11 protein-coding genes are annotated in these 17,784 nt (G+C 38.5%); 7 read left to right on the forward strand and 4 right to left on the reverse strand.

Features of this window, described 5'->3' with window-relative positions; all coding sequences use genetic code 11:
- The first annotated feature begins 124 nt into the window (after positions 1-124).
- Entirely contained in the window at positions 125-949 is an 825-nt protein-coding gene (locus JIV24_RS15030; RefSeq protein WP_200465885.1) for a DUF362 domain-containing protein, read from the forward strand.
- Positions 950-973: 24 nt separating this feature from the next.
- On the forward strand, positions 974-2,533 hold the full coding sequence (locus JIV24_RS15035; RefSeq protein WP_200465886.1) for a 4Fe-4S dicluster domain-containing protein: 1,560 nt from the start codon (positions 974-976) through the stop codon (positions 2,531-2,533).
- 97 nt (positions 2,534-2,630) lie between these two features.
- On the opposite strand, the gene JIV24_RS15040 is transcribed toward JIV24_RS15035, so the two are convergent.
- Together JIV24_RS15040 and JIV24_RS15045 are read right to left on the reverse strand one after the other, a co-directional pair.
- Positions 2,631-5,750 carry an ATP-binding cassette domain-containing protein gene (locus tag JIV24_RS15040; RefSeq protein ID WP_200465887.1) on the reverse strand — a complete coding sequence of 1,040 codons (3,120 nt, stop codon included), beginning with the start codon at positions 5,748-5,750 and terminating at the stop codon, positions 2,631-2,633.
- Positions 5,751-5,854: 104 nt separating this feature from the next.
- On the reverse strand, positions 5,855-6,667 hold the full coding sequence (locus JIV24_RS15045) for a hypothetical protein (RefSeq protein ID WP_200465888.1): 813 nt from the start codon (positions 6,665-6,667) through the stop codon (positions 5,855-5,857).
- A 384-nt stretch (positions 6,668-7,051) separates the two neighbouring features.
- Between JIV24_RS15045 and JIV24_RS15050 the strand changes: the two genes are divergently transcribed.
- Positions 7,052-7,966 (forward strand): DMT family transporter, encoded by a 915-nt coding sequence (locus JIV24_RS15050; RefSeq protein ID WP_200465889.1) that lies wholly within the window; start codon positions 7,052-7,054, stop codon positions 7,964-7,966.
- Here the strand turns inward: JIV24_RS15050 and JIV24_RS15055 are convergent.
- Entirely contained in the window at positions 7,947-8,360 is a 414-nt protein-coding gene (locus tag JIV24_RS15055) for a DUF6146 family protein (protein ID WP_200465890.1), read from the reverse strand. The genes JIV24_RS15050 and JIV24_RS15055 overlap by 20 nt on opposite strands.
- Before the next feature lie 313 nt (positions 8,361-8,673).
- Between JIV24_RS15055 and JIV24_RS15060 the strand changes: the two genes are divergently transcribed.
- Positions 8,674-9,981 carry an acetyl-CoA hydrolase/transferase family protein gene (locus JIV24_RS15060; RefSeq protein WP_200465891.1) on the forward strand — a complete coding sequence of 436 codons (1,308 nt, stop codon included), beginning with the start codon at positions 8,674-8,676 and terminating at the stop codon, positions 9,979-9,981.
- A gap of 829 nt (positions 9,982-10,810) precedes the next feature.
- A complete protein-coding gene (locus JIV24_RS15065) occupies positions 10,811-14,050 on the forward strand; it encodes a S41 family peptidase (protein WP_200465892.1) in 3,240 nt (1,079 codons plus the stop codon).
- 69 nt (positions 14,051-14,119) lie between these two features.
- Here the strand turns inward: JIV24_RS15065 and frr are convergent, their stop codons facing one another.
- Entirely contained in the window at positions 14,120-14,683 is a 564-nt protein-coding gene (frr, locus tag JIV24_RS15070) for a ribosome recycling factor (RefSeq protein ID WP_200465893.1), read from the reverse strand.
- A gap of 430 nt (positions 14,684-15,113) precedes the next feature.
- Between frr and JIV24_RS15075 the strand changes: the two genes are divergently transcribed.
- Positions 15,114-15,794, forward strand: a complete 681-nt coding sequence (locus JIV24_RS15075; RefSeq protein ID WP_200465894.1) for a succinate dehydrogenase cytochrome b subunit — start codon at positions 15,114-15,116, stop codon at positions 15,792-15,794.
- 23 nt (positions 15,795-15,817) lie between these two features.
- A complete protein-coding gene (locus JIV24_RS15080) occupies positions 15,818-17,755 on the forward strand; it encodes a fumarate reductase/succinate dehydrogenase flavoprotein subunit (protein WP_200465895.1) in 1,938 nt (645 codons plus the stop codon).
- The last annotated feature ends 29 nt before the right edge of the window (positions 17,756-17,784 follow it).

Consider the following 17,784-nt stretch of genomic DNA (forward strand, 5'->3'; position numbering starts at 1 on the left):
TCTTTTCGGCTGATTTTATCGCCTGAAAATACTAATACACATCTGTATGTCAAAGTTTTAATTTATAGAAGTCCCCTTAAGTGGTGCTTTACCATTGTTTGGTGGTTTGGAAAGTGTTAATGGCATGCCTGCGTCAAGCGATTATGATATAGCAGCTGTTAGAGGTGGAAATGGAGCCGATATGTTCGACCGGGCTATTGAAGCCATTGGAGGGATGGGTAGATATGTGAAAAGTGGTCAAAAGGTATTGGTTAAGCCTAATATTGGGTGGGATGCACCTCCCGAGCGAGCAGCTAATACCAATCCCGATGTTGTGGCGCGAATTGTGCAACGCTGTAAAGATGCCGGTGCTTCTGAAGTATATGTGTTTGATAATACTTGTAATAAGTGGGATCGTTGTTATAGAAACAGTGGGATAGAAGATGCCGTAAAGGCGGCTGGTGGGAAAATGATTCCAGGTAACACTGAGTCATTCTACAGAGAGGTAGAAATACCCAATGGCGTTAGCCTTAAAAAAGCCAAAGTGCATAAGCTGGTACTTGAATCTGATGTGTTTATTAATGTGCCGGTGATGAAACACCATAGTAGTACGCGCATTTCTTTGGCCATGAAAAACCTGATGGGTGTGGTGTGGGATCGTAAATTTTATCATTCTAACGATCTTCATCAGTGTATTGCTGATTTCTGCACTTATAAAAAACCTGATTTAAATATTATTGATGGTTATAACATGATGACTAAGAATGGACCGCGTGGTGTATCAGTTGCCGATGTAACTAACCTAAAGGCCTTAATTGCTTCGCCAGATATTGTGGCAGCAGATGCTGCAGCAACCAAAATGTTTGGATTACAACCAACCGAGATTGGACACATTAAAATTGCTCATGACATGAAGTTGGGAAATATGAATTTGGAGGAGTTAAGCATTAGTAAACAAAAAATGGCATAATTGCTTTAGGCAAAACACATTCAAATGAATTATAAAAAACTAAAAAGAACAAGGGTGATCATTTCATTCTTGTTCTTTATTCTTACGGCTTCACTCTTTTTGGATTTATACGAGAAGTATGCTAACGAAACAGTTCATGAGATACTGTTTATGCAGTTTATACCTTCTCTAATGAAGTTTATAAGTACTCTCGCTATTGGCAGTGTAGGGTTTATTATCATTATAGCACTCACATCGTTTATAGGTCGTATCTATTGCAGTGCCATATGTCCTTTAGGTATTTTGCAGGATGTATTTGCCTGGATTGCCAAAAAACGCTCCAGTAAGAAGCTTTTTTATAAGAAGAAAAAAGCGTATCCAATATTGCGGTATTCATTATTGGCATTAACAGTTTTAGCGCTTGTTTTCTCTTTTTCAACAATCGTTACTTTGCTTGATCCATATAGTAATTTTGGTCGGATTGTGACATATTTAGTACGTCCGATTGTGGTGTTGGCTAATAACGGATTGTCGATGGCTCTGCATACTATCGAAGTTTACACCCTTAGTCCTGTTAAACTGGTTGCAACGCCTGTATTTATTCTGTTGTTTACGATTATTGTATTAATTGGAATAGGATACATGTCTTATAAACGAGGGCGTTTATTCTGCAATACCGTTTGTCCGGTTGGTTCATTTTTAGGATTGTTTTCCAAAATATCATTTCTCAAAATTCAGTTTAATGAATCTAATTGCACCAAATGTGGTAAGTGTATAGGTTCTTGCAAAAGTGAATGTATTGATTTAAAAAACTTCACAGTTGATCATGCGCGCTGTGTTGATTGTTTTAACTGTTTGGCAGTATGCGATGATTCTGTATTGACGTTGACTTCTATGAAGAAATCATTGGGTGTAGAAGGAAGTGAAGATAAGGGAAGAAGAACTGCTATTACTACTGGAATTGCCTTGTTGTTAGGTCAGAAGGTAATGGCTGATGTGAAACCATCGAAAGATACATCAGCATTGTTGGTGAACGAGAAGGAGTTTCCTGTTTCACCCCCTGGTTCGATAAGTATAAAGCGTTTTAACGATATATGTACGGGATGTGGATTGTGTGTTGCAGCTTGCCCAACACAAGTGTTGCAACCCGCAGTTTCGGACTACGGTTTAAGTGGATTTATGCAACCACACATGGATTATGTCGGTGGTGGCTATTGTAACTTCGACTGCAGAGGATGTGGGCAGATATGTCCAACAGGCGCTATTTTACCCATTACGATTGAAGAAAAACAATTGACTCAGTTAGGTAAAGCTGTTTTTGTGAAAGAAAACTGTGTGGTTTATACTGATGGAACTGACTGTGGAGCTTGTTCGGAGCATTGTCCTACTAAAGCTGTTAATATGGTGCCTTACGAAGGTAAACTGTTGATTCCTGAAGTTGATCAAAGCATTTGTATTGGTTGTGGTGCTTGCGAGCATCCATGTCCTTTAGATGATCCGTACAAAGCAATTTATGTCAACGGAAATGCGGTTCATCAGGCTGCAGAGAAACCAAAAGAAGAAGAGCAAACGACTGCTCCGGTTGAAGAAGATTTCCCATTCTAAAAGAAACTAACAACGATATATGAAAATGGCTGCTTCAGTTAAGAAGCAGCCATTTTTTATTTATCACAAATGAGTATTTTTAGTGTGCATGTCGGTTTTATGGTCTGATTTTCTGTAATCGTCTGTTAAGTCGTCGTAGTTTAAATGTCTCGAAGTATCTTATTGCCTTTTTCAGAATGTCAAAATACAAGGTGATGTAAAAGAAGATAACACCCATCCATACAACCAACATATTAAATAACGGCGTTGGAATTTTAACTTCAAGCATGCGTTTCTCTGGTGAATAAAGATGAGTGCGACCAAAGCTTGAAATAGGCTTCTGAAAAATTGGGTGCTTTTTCTGAATGATGCCACTTCCCGTAACGAGCATTTGCTTTAGCTCTCGTTTATTAAGCACCACTTCTTCTAAAGCTTCATTCTGATATTCTGATTTAAACTTAAGAAAAGCTTCTTTTGAACCATACTCGTTTATTAGCTTTTCAAAGAGCTGGTCCTTTGCCTGCTTGCCTTCACTGTAAAGCTTTTTGTTTAAGCTTTTTTCATCTTTTAAGAACTCAGCAATGTTACCATAAGTGTACTCATCATACACCACCTCGGCACTAATAAGAAATGCAAAGAATGGGTAATGTGAGATATCATGACCAGCCAATTCTAAAATTTCGGCTGATAGTAATTGAGATACATCTTCAAGCTCTTCTATGTCATCATGATCCAAATGGTATTTACAAGTCTGATTTAGATCTTCGAGAATTGGGATGTATAAATTACGGTTGTAAGATGATGAACTAATTTGCCTGTCAATATCGAAAAATATCTTTTCGTATTTATTATTCTTGAATTGGTTAACCGCCAATGCTTCGTAGGACCAGCGCGAAGTCATTAGGTCGCCAATGCGTGGTACATATTCTTCAGAGGCAATCGTTTTGTGCAATTTATCGAAGTTGACAATTACACCGCTAAACAGCAATTGAGGTACTAATATTAAGGGGATAAGCACATATATTGCCACTACCGAATTTAAACCGCTACTGATGTTAAGGCCAATCATATTAGCATAACAAGCTGTACTGAATAATATGAGCCAGTAGCTCATGGTTAAACCCTTTATTTCAAGAATGTAGTTACCAATGAGCACAAAGCTGAGTGTTTGAATCGCCGATATGGCAAATAGTACAACGATCTTGCTGTTGAGGTAACTGAAACGGCTAAGGTTCAGGAATGATTCACGTTGCAGTAGCCGTCGGTCTTTGAAGATTTCTTCGGCGCTAACAATTAATCCTAAAAACAGGGATACAACCACACACATGAATAGGTAAGCCGGAATATTAACATTCTTAGCAAACACATATACCGATTCATCGCTGGCATCGCCACTGATGTATTTGGTAAAATAACCAAGTATTAGTGCCAGAATTGGGGCCTGAAGCATGTTGATCATCAGGTATTGCCTATCCTTAAATTTAGATAAAGAATCGCGCAATAGGTATATGATAAACTGCTGTAGTCTGCCTGGTATATTATACAGGTTGGCTGGCAGTTTCTCTCTTTTTTGATTGTGTTTTGATGCCTTCCATTCAAACTTTTCTTCAAAGTTCTCGATGTAATGATTGTACCATTCTTTAGGCGAAACTTTACGTTGGCGAATAAATTTACCATTCGGATTAACCATTCGAGCTTCGATAATTCTCAAAGGTTGCTCGGTTTGCACATTACCACAGGCGTAACACTCTTTTTCTTCAGGATTAACGTGAGATGCTTTTTGTTTAAAGTAAGTGATGGCATCCATTGGATTACCATTGTAAATGATTCGACCACCTTTATCAATAAGCATCAGTTTGTCAATCAACTTATACAAATCGCTACTTGGCTGGTGAATGTTGATAAAGACTAATTTACCTTTTAGGGTTTGCCTTTTTAGTAATAGCATCACCTTTTCAGAGTCCATTGATGATAAGCCAGATGTAGGTTCATCAACGAATAGTACAGATGGTTCGCGTATTAGCTCCAAAGCAATATTTAGGCGTTTACGCTGGCCGCCACTCAGTATTTTATTTAAAGGTGAACCGACTACTAAATCGCGTGCTTCCACCAGATCGAAATCATGCAGTGCTTTTTCAACCAGCTCCGTTATTTCTTCATTATTGAAATGGCTAAAGCATAGTCTGGCATTAAAATATAGGTTTTCAAAAACGGTTAATTCCTCTTTTAATAAGTCATCTTGCGGCACATAACCAATAACGCCATTAAGCGCTTCGGAGTCTTCATGTAAATCAAATCCGTTGATAAAGATTCGTCCTTCGTTATATTTAAGGTTGCCATTTAATACGTTTAGTAGCGTGGACTTGCCAGTACCACTCCCGCCCATAACGGCTACTAACTGCCCCGAACGACCAGAGAAGCTAAATGGGTGTACGCCCATTTGATTATTGCTGAATTTATAGGATACATCGAGCGCCCGGAAAAGAATACGTGCACGACCAGGTCTTGTGATAAAATGCTCGGCCACTCGTCCGTAATAAACAGGTGGCATTCGTGATGTTTTAATCACTGCACCCGGACGTAGAGCCATTATTCTGTTTTGCTGGATAACATGGCCATTCAAATACAAGTTACGATTACCAGAATATTTAAAAACAAACATGCTGGCATCCTGAATATGTAAAACCCAAACAAATACTTCTTGCTTAGGATTATACATGTGTTTTATGTTGTCATCAGGTTTCTCTCTTTGACCACTAATGAGCAGTAGTTTATCTTTCTGAACGACGCCAAGAGGATGTGATAGAGCAAATGCCTGCAGGTTGTCATATTCATCGCGGTCGAGTCGCAACTCACGGGCCAGTGTGTCAGTAAACAGCTTTTCTTCATCCGACACCATGTCGTCGCGAAGAATGAAGTTTAGCATTAGGCCTACCATGGCATATTTGGTAGTCTGCTCTAACTCCTGGTTTAGCTCTTCGCAAATAGTTTTAAGCTTATCCAGGTTATGTATGGTTTGCTGTTCTCTTTCTTCTTCGTCGTTGCTGTATGAGTTTTTGTGGTATTCGTCAACGTAGTGTTCGTAACGCTCAATGGCTTTCTCGGTAAAATCTTTACTTAAGTTTTTAAGTAAGAAGTTCTTCACCTCAATAGAGCCATCACCTGTTTTTTGTTCCTCGCGCTGGTCAGTTAACAGGGCAAATATTTGCATCAGAGCATCCAGAAAGAGTTCACTCATCTTCGTTTATTATGGGTTGGTCAGAAAGATACTAATTTTTATTACCAGATAACAAAAAAGGGAAACCATTGTTGGCTTCCCTTCAACTATAATTTTAATGCGTTTTATGAAACGTATTTGTCGCGTAAAACGGCTACATTCTTTTCGATGGCGTCTAATTGCTCAATAGTGATGCTGCCTGCGTCAACACTATTATAAATTTCCTGAAGAATTTTTAAATCATCGATAGTTGATTTAACATCTTCTTTTGAAGCGTGAACCTCTAACATGCTCATTAAATTATTTAAAGGCTCTTTCTGATTCATAATGATAGCAACCATTTCTTTGTTGCTAAATGTTTGATCAGAAATATGACAGGCAATATAAAGTGCTTCTACCCAACTTCCGGAAATAACTAAAAGCGATACTGAGCTTCTGTCGTTTTTGTTCAGGTACTCGTATGTGTTGTAAAACGAGTTAGTGATAACTTTCACCAGCTCATCCTTATTATCCAGGTTGTTTTCAATGGCTTCAAGAAGAGCTTTGTCTAAAGCAGGAGAGATATCCAATTTATCAATCAAGCTTTTTGAAGCGTTCATAAAGTCAAGTGTTTCTTGCTGCTGGTGATATGTACTGGCATAACTTAAGTCTGCACTATAAATACCTAGGTTAATGGCCTGAGCTTTTTCAGTCAGGTACTTATCAACATTAGATGCAGGGTTTGATAATGACAATATGTAAGCAGCTTCAATGCGGTTTAGCATTTCAGTTACTTCAAATGATGTTGGAAGAGGGTAAACAAATTCTCTTACTTCCTTCTCAACACTTTCCTTCTTAATTTCAGGAGCTTTGTCTTTTTTTGCTTTTTTACTGTTACAAGCAGTTAACATCATAGTAGCAGCAACAAACAAAGATGCTATTCGAATAGTGCTTTTCATGTGTCTAAATTTTGGTTTTTTATTTTCTCATTTGCAATCCATTCATTAAATGGATTGGAACTTAAGAACCATTAAAAATGACAATCTTTAAGTTCTTTTGTTTCTTCAGGTCAATAAATATTGAAACAAATATAATTGATTTTGAAAATAATTTATTGAGCACCACCTATAAAGTTCTGTGAATAGTGCTTTTTTATTTCTTTAGGCATCAGATTTTGGAACATTAACAAATAAAGTGAGCTACTTTTGAACCATTATTAAAAATGTGTGTTTATGGTTGACTTTAAAAAGCTGTTTTGACAGATGGCAGTTTTAATTAATTGTAAAACACTAGGGTTATTTCAGTTGATTACAAATGGATAACCACACTAAAGAAAATCACCAATGAAAGGTATTTTATTGGCATCAACGACTGCCATCTTATGGGGAATTTTAGCTATTGCGTTAAAAATAGCGCTTAATTATTTTGATTCGTATACGATTGTTTGGTTTCGATTTTTAGTGGCAACCACGGTACTGGCTACCTATTATGCCATTAAAAAGCCATCAATGCTATCAGTGTACAAGAAGCCACCACTATTAATGGTTGTTGGAGCTATTCTTTTGGCTGGTAATTACATTGGCTATATGCAAGGTATTAACTATGCCGGGCCGGGAGCTACTCAAATTATTATTCAAACAGGTCCGGTAATGCTGGGTATTATTGGTTTTACTGTTTTTAAAGAACGCTTGACAATAAGCCGAGTCCTTGGGTTTGCAATCGCAACGGGTGGTTTCTTTGTGTTTTATTATAATCAATCGAATGGTGTAGTTATTCAAAAGTATGAACTTTTTAAAGGCGTATTGTGGACATTAGGTGCTGCTGCCAGTTGGGCCGGTTATGCTTTTGTCAATAAAAAACTGGTATTAAAGTATCACCCTCAACAAATAAACCTGATTATTTTCGGATTGCCCATTTTATTATTTTTACCAACAGTTGATTTTCATTCATTTACACAAACATATGAATGGTGGGTTTGGCTGTTGATGTTGGCATTAGGGCTTAATACCGTGGTGGCATACGGTACTTTATCGGCAGCATTTAAATATACTGAGGCTAATAAAATAAGTATTGTCATTATTATGAATCCGATTATCACATTTGTGATTCTTGAAGTTCTTTTATTATTGAATATTAGCTGGTTTCCAATTAACAAAGTATCCATGATGGCATATGTAGGTGCCTTGCTTGTACTTGGAGGAACTGTGCTTGCAATAGGCTTATCTCAAAAGAAAAAGATTAACGCCCACGACGCCTGATAAGCACAATGCCATATTCTTTATCGATGAATTGAAAATATTGGTATAGCTTATAGTTAAAGTCTAATCCATAATCGGTGGTACTATCATAGGGTATTTGTGTTTCATAAAAATCACCATACCTTATTGGGTTGCTGTGCCTGATGTTCCATTCAACGCAATAGCGTTGGTTCCAGTTTCTGTAATACTCATTTGAGTAAAATTCTTTAGGATATGGCTGCGTAACCAGAAAAGTTTCGAATCTGGGGTCGAATACGACTAAATCATATTCACATGAGTCATTGTTTTCTACACTTAATTCCTGAGTGGGAAAGCTCGTTTCGGGAATGTTTTTTGGACTACTGCAGGCAACAACTGTAAGGCTGATTAATAGTATGTAAATAGTTGTTTTCATATGCAGAACTTAAAGGTTAACACATGCTTTAAGTTAAGCAAATTTCGCACCAGTATTTTGGTTTCTGATGTTAAATTTTCTCATAGGTTAAAAATACTTAAGTGCATGAAGGCCTTATGAAATAAAACAGCTTTCGTTGAACGACTGATTACAATTTTACTTTCAGTTCAAATAGTTAAAAAGTGTTTTATTTCAGATTTGATTTAAATACGCATAATCTTCTTAATAATTATTAATTAACGCTTGCATCCATCGTTATTTTCCTAATTTTGCAGCCATTAAATAAAGAAAAATATCTATAAATAATAAAGTCATGAGTTATAAAGCGATATCGGCTGAAGAGGCAGTGAAAGTGATTAAAACGGGCGACCGTATTCACCTTAGTAGTGTGGCTGTAACACCGCACAAATTGATTAAGGCAATGGTTGATCGTGGCCGCAACAAAGAATTTTATGATGTAAAGATTCAGCATATCCATATCGAGGATAAAGTTGATTTTGCTGATCCTGAATTCGAAGGTGTATTTGTTTCGGAGCAATTCTTTGTAGGTGGTAACTTACGTAAGCAAACTCAAGCCGGTTATGCTGATTATATTCCTGTTTTCTTAAGTGAAACTCAGAAATTAATGCGCGAAGGTGTATTAAAAGTGAATGTAGCCATGATTATGTGTTCGACGCCAGACAAGCACGGTTTTGTTTCTTTAGGAACATCAGTTGATGCGACTCGTGCTGCTGTTGAATGTGCCGATATTGTTATTGCTGCCGTTAACCCAAATGTGCCGCGTGCATGGGGTGATGCTATTTTCCACAAAGATGAGATTGACTATTTTGTAGAAGATAACAGCCCACTTTACACACACGATATGGGTAACCTTACCGATATGGATATTGCAATTGGTAAAAATGTGGCTGAGTTGATTGAGGATGGTGCTTGTCTTCAAATGGGTATTGGTGGTATTCCTAACGCTGTATTAGCTCAGTTGGGTAACCACAAAGATTTAGGTGTTCACACTGAGATGTTTGCTGATGGTATACTTCCATTGGTTGAAAAAGGGATTGTAAATGGTAAGCGTAAGCAAATCGACCAGGGTAAAATGGTTGCTTCATTCCTAATGGGATCACAAGAGCTCTATGACTTTATCGATGACAACCCAATGGTGGCTATGATGGATGTACGTCATACCAACAGTGTTAATGTGATTCGCCAGAACGATAAAGTAACAGCTATTAACTCTGCTTTAGCCATTGATATTACAGGTCAGGTTTGTGCCGATTCAATCGGAACAACTCACTATTCGGGTGTAGGTGGTCAGATTGACTTTATCCGTGGTGCTGGATACTCAAATGGTGGTTTGCCAATTATCGCAATGCCATCTGTTACTGCAAAAGGGCTTTCTAAAATTGCTCCTACCTTGTTAGAAGGTTCGGGTGTCGTAACAACTCGTGCTAACATGCACTGGTTTGTAACTGAGCACGGTGCTGTTAACCTATATGGTAAAACAATGCAGGAGCGCGCGAAGCTAATTATTTCTGTGGCTCACCCAGACCACCAGGAAATGTTAGATAAAGCAGCGTTTGACCGTTTTGGTTCTCACTTCCACTATGTGAACCCTAACATTTAATCGTTAGATAAATCAAGCACTTAGCTTGTAAAATATATGAATAGTCCTCAGCGTTTATCTGGGGACTATTTTTTTTGCTTCTGCCCGACATCTTTCGAACGAAACTTGTTCTTTTGCCACCGGAGTACCTGTATGAACGACCGGAAGCCTATTGAGTGCGTGATATTGCTATTATAAAGTGTGATGTAATACTACTTTGGCGTGATATGCAGTCGCTTTGGCGTGAGGAGATACTCGTTTCGATATAATGTTAGGTTAAGATTGGATGATATCGCATTGTTTGAGCGTGATATTGAGGCACTCTGATGTGATGTGATGCTGGTTGGACGTGATGTGATATTGCTTTAATGCGATATGTAACAAGTTTTGGATGAGATGTATTCAAATTTAATGTGAGGATGCGCTCGTTTAGTGTGATATATGGACATTGGTATTAGGTATCTGCATGTGTGAAGTTTATATAAAGATGATAATGTGTGAAAGTGAACTATTTTAGTGTGATATCATATCTGTTAATCGGGAGGCAAGCCAATATGCTGTTAATTTTGTAAGTCTTAGTAACTACTTAGCGATAAACCATGCAAGAGAAGTTATTAATTTTTAGTTTCATCATTACATGCTTATTAAGTTTCGCAAGTGAAACTAAAGGTGACCTTAAAAATTAAAGTGTATAATGATATTGGAAAACCTGATGAAATCTCATTTTAGTTTGCTTGGTTAGCATTTGTCAAATGCCCATCATTGTATATCTCTGATTCTCTGGTTATATTTGGTTGTTCTTACATTTGATATATCGTAACAACCTGTATAAACTAATTTAATTCCTACCATGATGAAATTAATAAAAACGGCAATAGCATTATTGCTATTTGCTTTTGTTGTTGAAGCTGCTGCTCAACCTCTTTGGATGCGCTATCCATCCATCTCACCCGATGGGCAAACCATTGTTTTCTCTTATAAGGGTAATCTTTATAAAGTATCATCGTCTGGTGGCGATGCTCAACCATTGACCATTCATAAGGCGCATGATTATCAGCCAGTGTGGTCGCCCGATAGTAAGCACATTGCTTTTGCTTCCAACCGATTCGGAAACTTCGATGTTTTTATAATGCCGGCTGAAGGTGGCCAGGCACAACGTTTAAGCTATCATTCTGCCAACGAAGTGCCTTGCTCGTTCACCCCCGATGGTAAGCAAGTATTGTATTCATCTCAGCAGTTGGATGATTTTCAGAACAGTCAGTTCCCTTATGGCATGTTTTCAGAATTATATAAGGTAGATATAGCTACATCAGCCATTGACCAGTTGCTAACTACGCCAGCTGAGTTGGCCATGATTAGCAATGATGGCTCAGTAATGGTTTACCAGGATGTGAAAGGTTATGAAGATAAGTGGCGAAAGCACCATCAGTCATCAGTAACGCGCGATATCTGGAAATATGAAACCGCCACTGGTAAGCATACAAAATTGAGTGCTTATAAAGGTGAAGATCGCCAGCCTGTGTTGGCATCCAATAATGAGGATGTATATTACTTAAGTGAGCAGTTTGGCTCTTTTAATGTGTGTAAAACGGATGTGAATAGTTCGGGTAAAACAGTGCAAATAAGCCACTTCGAAAAGCATCCGGTACGTTTCCTGAGTGTGTCTGATAATGATATGTTATGCTATAGTTTTAATGGTGAATTATATACTCAAAAGCCTGGTGCTCAGCCTTCGAAAGTTGAAGTCAATATCAATTTTGATATTGAAGGAGCTGACACGCAATTTGTAAAAATGAGCAAAGAGGCGAGGGAGATGGATGTGTCGCCAAGTGGTAAAGAAATTGCATTTGTGGCTCGTGGCGAGGTGTTTGTTACATCAGTAGATTATGGCACTACCAAACGCATCACCAATACACCTGGTCAGGAGCGTTCGGTTAATTTTAGTCCCGATGGTCGTTCGTTGGTTTATGCAGCCGAGCGCAATGGCAGCTGGAATATCTATACTTCATCCATTAAAAGTGATGACGAGCTATATTTTAGTAATGCAACATTAATTGATGAAAAACCGGTTTTAGAAATAGAAGCAGAAACATTTCAACCTTACTTTTCACCTGATGGAAAGGAAGTTGCATTTCTCGAAAATCGTACATCTTTAAAGGTTATTAACCTGCAGACTAAGGCCGTTCGTGAGATTCTGAAGGGTGAATATAATTATTCGTACAGCGATGGAGATCAGTGGTATCAGTGGTCGCCCGATGGCAAATGGTTTATTGTGGCTTTTGCTCCTAATCATTGGGTTATAGATGAGGTTGGACTTGTAGCTTCAGATGGTACTGGTGAGGTAATGAATCTGACAAAAAGTGGTTATGGCGATTATTATCCACAATGGATGATGGATGGAAACGCAATTGTATGGTTTACCGATAAGCATGGTATGCGTAACCATGGTAGCTGGGGTTCGCACGATGATGCGTATGCTATGTTCTTTAATCAAAAGAGCTACGACCAGTTTAAACTTAGTAAAGAAGAGCTGGAGTTAAAAGAAGAGCTCGAAAAGGCGAATAAAAAAGATGATAAAGAGGCCGACAAGAGTAAGACGAAAAGTAAAAAGAAAGTAGAAGAAAAGGATGACACTATTGTGATGGAGTTGGATAAGCTGCAAGACAGAATGGCCCGTTTAACCATTCATTCATCAAGTTTAGCCGGAGCTATACTTTCACCCGATGCTGATAAACTCTATTATCTGTCACGATTCGAAAAAGGTCATGACTTATGGATGCATGATTTTAAAAAGAATGAAACTAAGAAAATAGCTAAGCTTGACGGTAGAGGCGGGTCAATGCAGGCCGACTCGGCATTTAAGCACATTTTTGTCTTCTCCAACGGAAAAATAACGAAATTCAACACCAAGGATGAGAAAACAAAACCTGTTAATTACAGTGCCGAAATGTATTTGGATGCTGCAGCAGAACGTGAAGCGATATTTGAACATGCCTGGCGACAGGTAAAGCGTAAATGGTATCGTCCCGATTTACACAATGTCGATTGGGATTTCTACAAACAGGAATATCAGCGCTTTTTGCCTCATGTTAACAATAACTACGATTTTCAGGAGCTGTTAAGCGAAATGTTGGGTGAGATGAATGGCTCACACACTGGCGCTCGTTATCGCCCTAAAATTACTGATGCTGATAAAACGGCTTCGCTAGGTTTGTTTTATGATTATAAATATGATGGTAAAGGATTAAAGGTAACTGAAGTTATCGATAAAAGTCCTGTTTTAAAGGAAGGCAGTAAAATTGAAGCTGGTGTTGTCATTGAAATGGTTAATGGAGAAGCACTTAATAACCTTTCTGAATTATATCAGCTACTAAATCATCAGGAAGGAAAACCAACATTACTTGCTTTATACAATGCATCAAGTGGTAAGCGTTGGCAAGAAACCGTGAAGCCAATTAGTATATCAAAGAGAAACCAGTTATTATATGAACGTTGGATAAAACAACGGCGCGAAATAACGGAACGTTTATCTGGTGGCCGATTAGGCTATGTGCATGTGAGGGGGATGAATTCTCCGAGCTTCCGTGAGTTCTATTCCGAGGTTTTGGGCCGTAATCACGATAAAGAAGCACTAATTGTAGATACTCGCTTTAACGGAGGTGGTTGGTTGCACGATGATTTAGTGACTTTCCTTGGCGGAAAAAAGTATGCCGATTATTATCCGGGTGGTCGCTACTTTGGTTCTGAGCCTATAGCTAAATGGTATAAGCCATCGTGTGTATTGATAAGTGAAGGTAATTACTCCGATGCACATGCATTTCCCTTTGCCTACAATGCTTTGCAAATAGGTAAACTAATTGGAATGCCTGTGCCAGGAACCATGACAGCCGTGTGGTGGGAAACTCAGCAAGATAGAAGCTTGGTGTTTGGTATACCTCAGATTGGGGTGAAAGATATGGACGGAAATTATCTTGAAAACACTCAACTGGAGCCAGATGTAAAAGTGCAGAATAGCTTTGAAGCACTTAAGGACGGACGTGATGAACAACTCGAAAAAGCCATCGAGGTGATGTTAAATGATTTGAAGTAATAACTAATACATACGAAGAAAGGCTGCTCATTACCGGGCAGCCTTTCTTCATTTATGTCATGCAGTCGATTATACGGTTAAGATGTCTTTTTCTTTCACCTCAAACATAGCATCTACCTTTTTTGTGTACTCATTGGTAATGTTCTGAACTTCAGCTTCTGCATCTTTTTCCAGGTCTTCAGAAAGACCATCTTTCTTCATTCTCTTCAATTCATCATTACAATCACGACGCGTATTACGGAAGCTAACCTTAGCATCTTCACACTCGGCTTTAGCTTGCTTCACTAAATCTTTACGACGCTCCTCGGTTAATGGAGGTATATTAATACGAATAATGTCGCCATTGTTATCTGGATTTAAGCCAAGATTAGCAGCCATTATAGCTTTTTCAATTTCACCAATCAATTGCTTTTCCCATGGTTGAATTGCAATGGTACGCGGATCAGGTGTACTTAAGTTAGCTACCTGAGAAAGTGGAGTCGAGCTACCGTAGTAATCAACCAAAACGCCTTCGAGCATTTTTGGATTTGCTTTACCTGCACGGATTTTACCTAGTTCGTTATCAAGGTGTTCAATTGCCTTGGCCATTCTTTCTTTGGCATCATCTAATACTAAATCTATTTCTTCTTGCATGGTCAGAATGTATGATTGTGTTTAACCTGTTCTTTAACACAAAAATAGAAAACTTTATACGAAAACAAAAAAGCATTGAGACTCAGCAGGTAATGTGAGGTTTAATAATGCTATTTTGATGTTGTTTCTTTGAAAAAGGTGCAAAATAACACTAAATTGTGTGGCTTTAAATCCTTGGACTTTTACGAATCTAAATAAGCGATAAATAGAAAAAGAGATGAATTTATCTCTTTAATTTTATATTAATTTGCAATAACAAATGTTAAAAAAATAATAGAATAATATGTTTAAATGTGTGGTTAATTAGAATTGATATAAATATAGAATTAATTCGTTAATATTATTTGCCCAGAGGGCGTTTCACACCTACATTTGCAGCCTTAAAGAACAAATTAGTTTTAACAAATAAATAAATTAAAAAGGGATTCCTATGAGTACTATTTTTGGTTCCTCAATTGGAAGAAAGTTACTGATGAGTTTATCAGGACTTTTTTTGGTGGTTTTCTTAATCGTCCACCTTTCCATTAACCTACTACTGCTTGTGCCAGATGGCGGGCAGATGTTTAATGTAGCCGCCAATTTTATGGCTTTACCATTAATTAAATATGGTATGCAGCCTGTGCTATTTGCTGGTTTCATTGTGCACATTATTTATGCTGCCATTTTAACAGCGCAAAACAACAAAGCACGTGGCTCGTCAAAGTATGCATCGGGTAACAATACCAAAGATGTTATGTGGGCTTCTAAAAACATGTTTGTCTTAGGGCTTACTGTTTTGGCATTTTTGGCTGTTCATTTAGCAGACTTCTGGGTGCCTTTGCAAATTACACATGCTGTTGATTCAGTAACCATTGATGGTGTTGAAATGCATAACACTTATGCCTTGGTTAATGCTTCATTGAGTGAAGCTTGGCGCGTGGTGCTTTATGTGATTGGTGCTTTAGGCTTAACTATTCACCTAACTCATGGTTTTTGGTCAGCCTTCCAAACACTTGGTTTAAGTAACAACATCTGGCGTTGTCGTTGGACTGTTATCGGAATTGCCTTCGCATGGATTGTAGGCCTTGGCTTTACTGCTATTGCTATCCTTCAATTTGCATTTTATCAATAGTCTAATCTAAATACATCATAGATATGAAATTAGATTCTAAGATACCACAAGGCGAAATGGCCAAAAAGTGGTCTAATTATAAAGCTAACCAGAAACTGGTTAACCCTGCTAACAAGCGTAAGTTAGATATTATTGTTGTTGGAACAGGATTAGCAGGTGCTTCGGCTGCTGCTTCATTTGGTGAAATGGGTTTCAATGTAAAGAACTTCACCATTCAGGATTCTCCTCGTCGTGCTCACTCTATTGCTGCGCAAGGAGGTATCAATGCTGCTAAAAACTACCCAAATGATGGTGACTCGGTTCACCGTTTGTTTTATGATACAGTAAAAGGTGGTGACTATCGTGCTCGTGAAGCTAACGTTCACCGTTTGGCTGAAGTGAGTAACGACATTATTGACCAGTGTGTGGCACAAGGTGTTCCTTTTGCCCGCGAATATGGAGGTTTGTTAGATAATCGTTCATTTGGTGGTGCTCAGGTAAGTCGTACTTTTTATGCTAAAGGACAAACAGGTCAGCAGCTATTGATTGGTGCTTACCAAGCCTTAATGCGTCAGGTAAATGCAGGTACCGTTGACTTATACACGCGTACCGAGATTGTTGATATCGTAATGGTAGATGGCAAAGCACGTGGTGTTATTGCTCGTGACTTGGTAACAGGAAAATTCCAGCGTCATTTCGGTCATGCTGTTGTATTAGCAACAGGTGGTTACGGTAATGCTTTCTTCTTGTCAACAAATGCTATGGGCTCAAATGGTTCGGCAGCAATCAAAGCGTATCAGAAAGGTGCTGCTTTTGCCAATCCATGTTTTGCACAGATTCACCCAACATGTATTCCTGTTCACGGCGAGTTCCAGTCGAAGTTAACTTTGATGTCTGAGTCATTACGTAATGACGGACGTATCTGGGTTCCTGCTAAAAAAGAAGATGCTGAAGCGATTCGTGCTGGTAAATTAAAGCCAACGGAGATTGCTGAAGAAAATAGAGATTACTACCTGGAGCGTCGTTATCCTGCATTTGGTAACCTAGTTCCACGTGATGTAGCTTCTCGTGCAGCTAAAGAGCGTTGCGATGCTGGTTTCGGTGTTGGAACAACTGGTTTGGCTGTTTACCTTGATTTTAAATCATCGATCGAGCGTTTAGGTGAAGATGCTATTCGTGCACGTTACGGAAACTTATTCCAGATGTACGAAAAGATTGTTGATGACAATCCATACGAAACACCAATGATGATTTATCCTGCTATTCACTACACTATGGGTGGTATCTGGGTTGATTACGAATTGCAAACATCTGTACCAGGATTATTTGCTGCTGGTGAAGCTAACTTCTCTGATCATGGAGCTAACCGTTTAGGAGCTTCTGCTTTGATGCAAGGATTAGCTGATGGTTATTTCGTTCTTCCATACACGATTCAGAACTATTTGGCTGATGATATTTCTACGCCTCGTATGACAGGTGAAGAAAAAGAATTTGTGGATGCTGAAAACGAGGCAAAAGCTAAATTCGAGAAATTGATGGCCATTAAGGGTGAGCGTTCAGTAGATAGCATTCACAAAGAGCTTGGCTTGGTAATGTGGGATTTCGTTGGTATGGCTCGTAACAAAGAAGGTTTAGAGCAAGCTATCGAGAAGATTGCTAACATTAAGAAAGAATTCTACAGTAACGTTCGTATCCCAGGTTCTGGTGAAGGTATGAATGTTGAATTGGAAAAGGCATCTCGTTTAGCTGACTTTATCGATATTGGTGACTTAATGGCTCGCGATGCTTTAAATCGTGAAGAGTCATGTGGTGGTCACTTCCGCGAAGAGTACCAGACAGAAGAGGGTGAAGCGATGCGTCAGGATGACAAGTTTGCTTATGCTGCTTGTTGGGAGTACAAAGGTGAAGATAAAGCACCTGAGATGCACAAAGAAGACTTGACTTTTGAAGTGGTAAAAGTCGCACAGCGTAATTATAAATAATCATAGGTCTTATTAGTTAAACAGAGAAA

Source organism: Carboxylicivirga marina, assembly GCF_016612505.1.
Taxonomy (GTDB): Bacteria; Bacteroidota; Bacteroidia; order Bacteroidales; family Marinilabiliaceae; genus Carboxylicivirga; species Carboxylicivirga marina.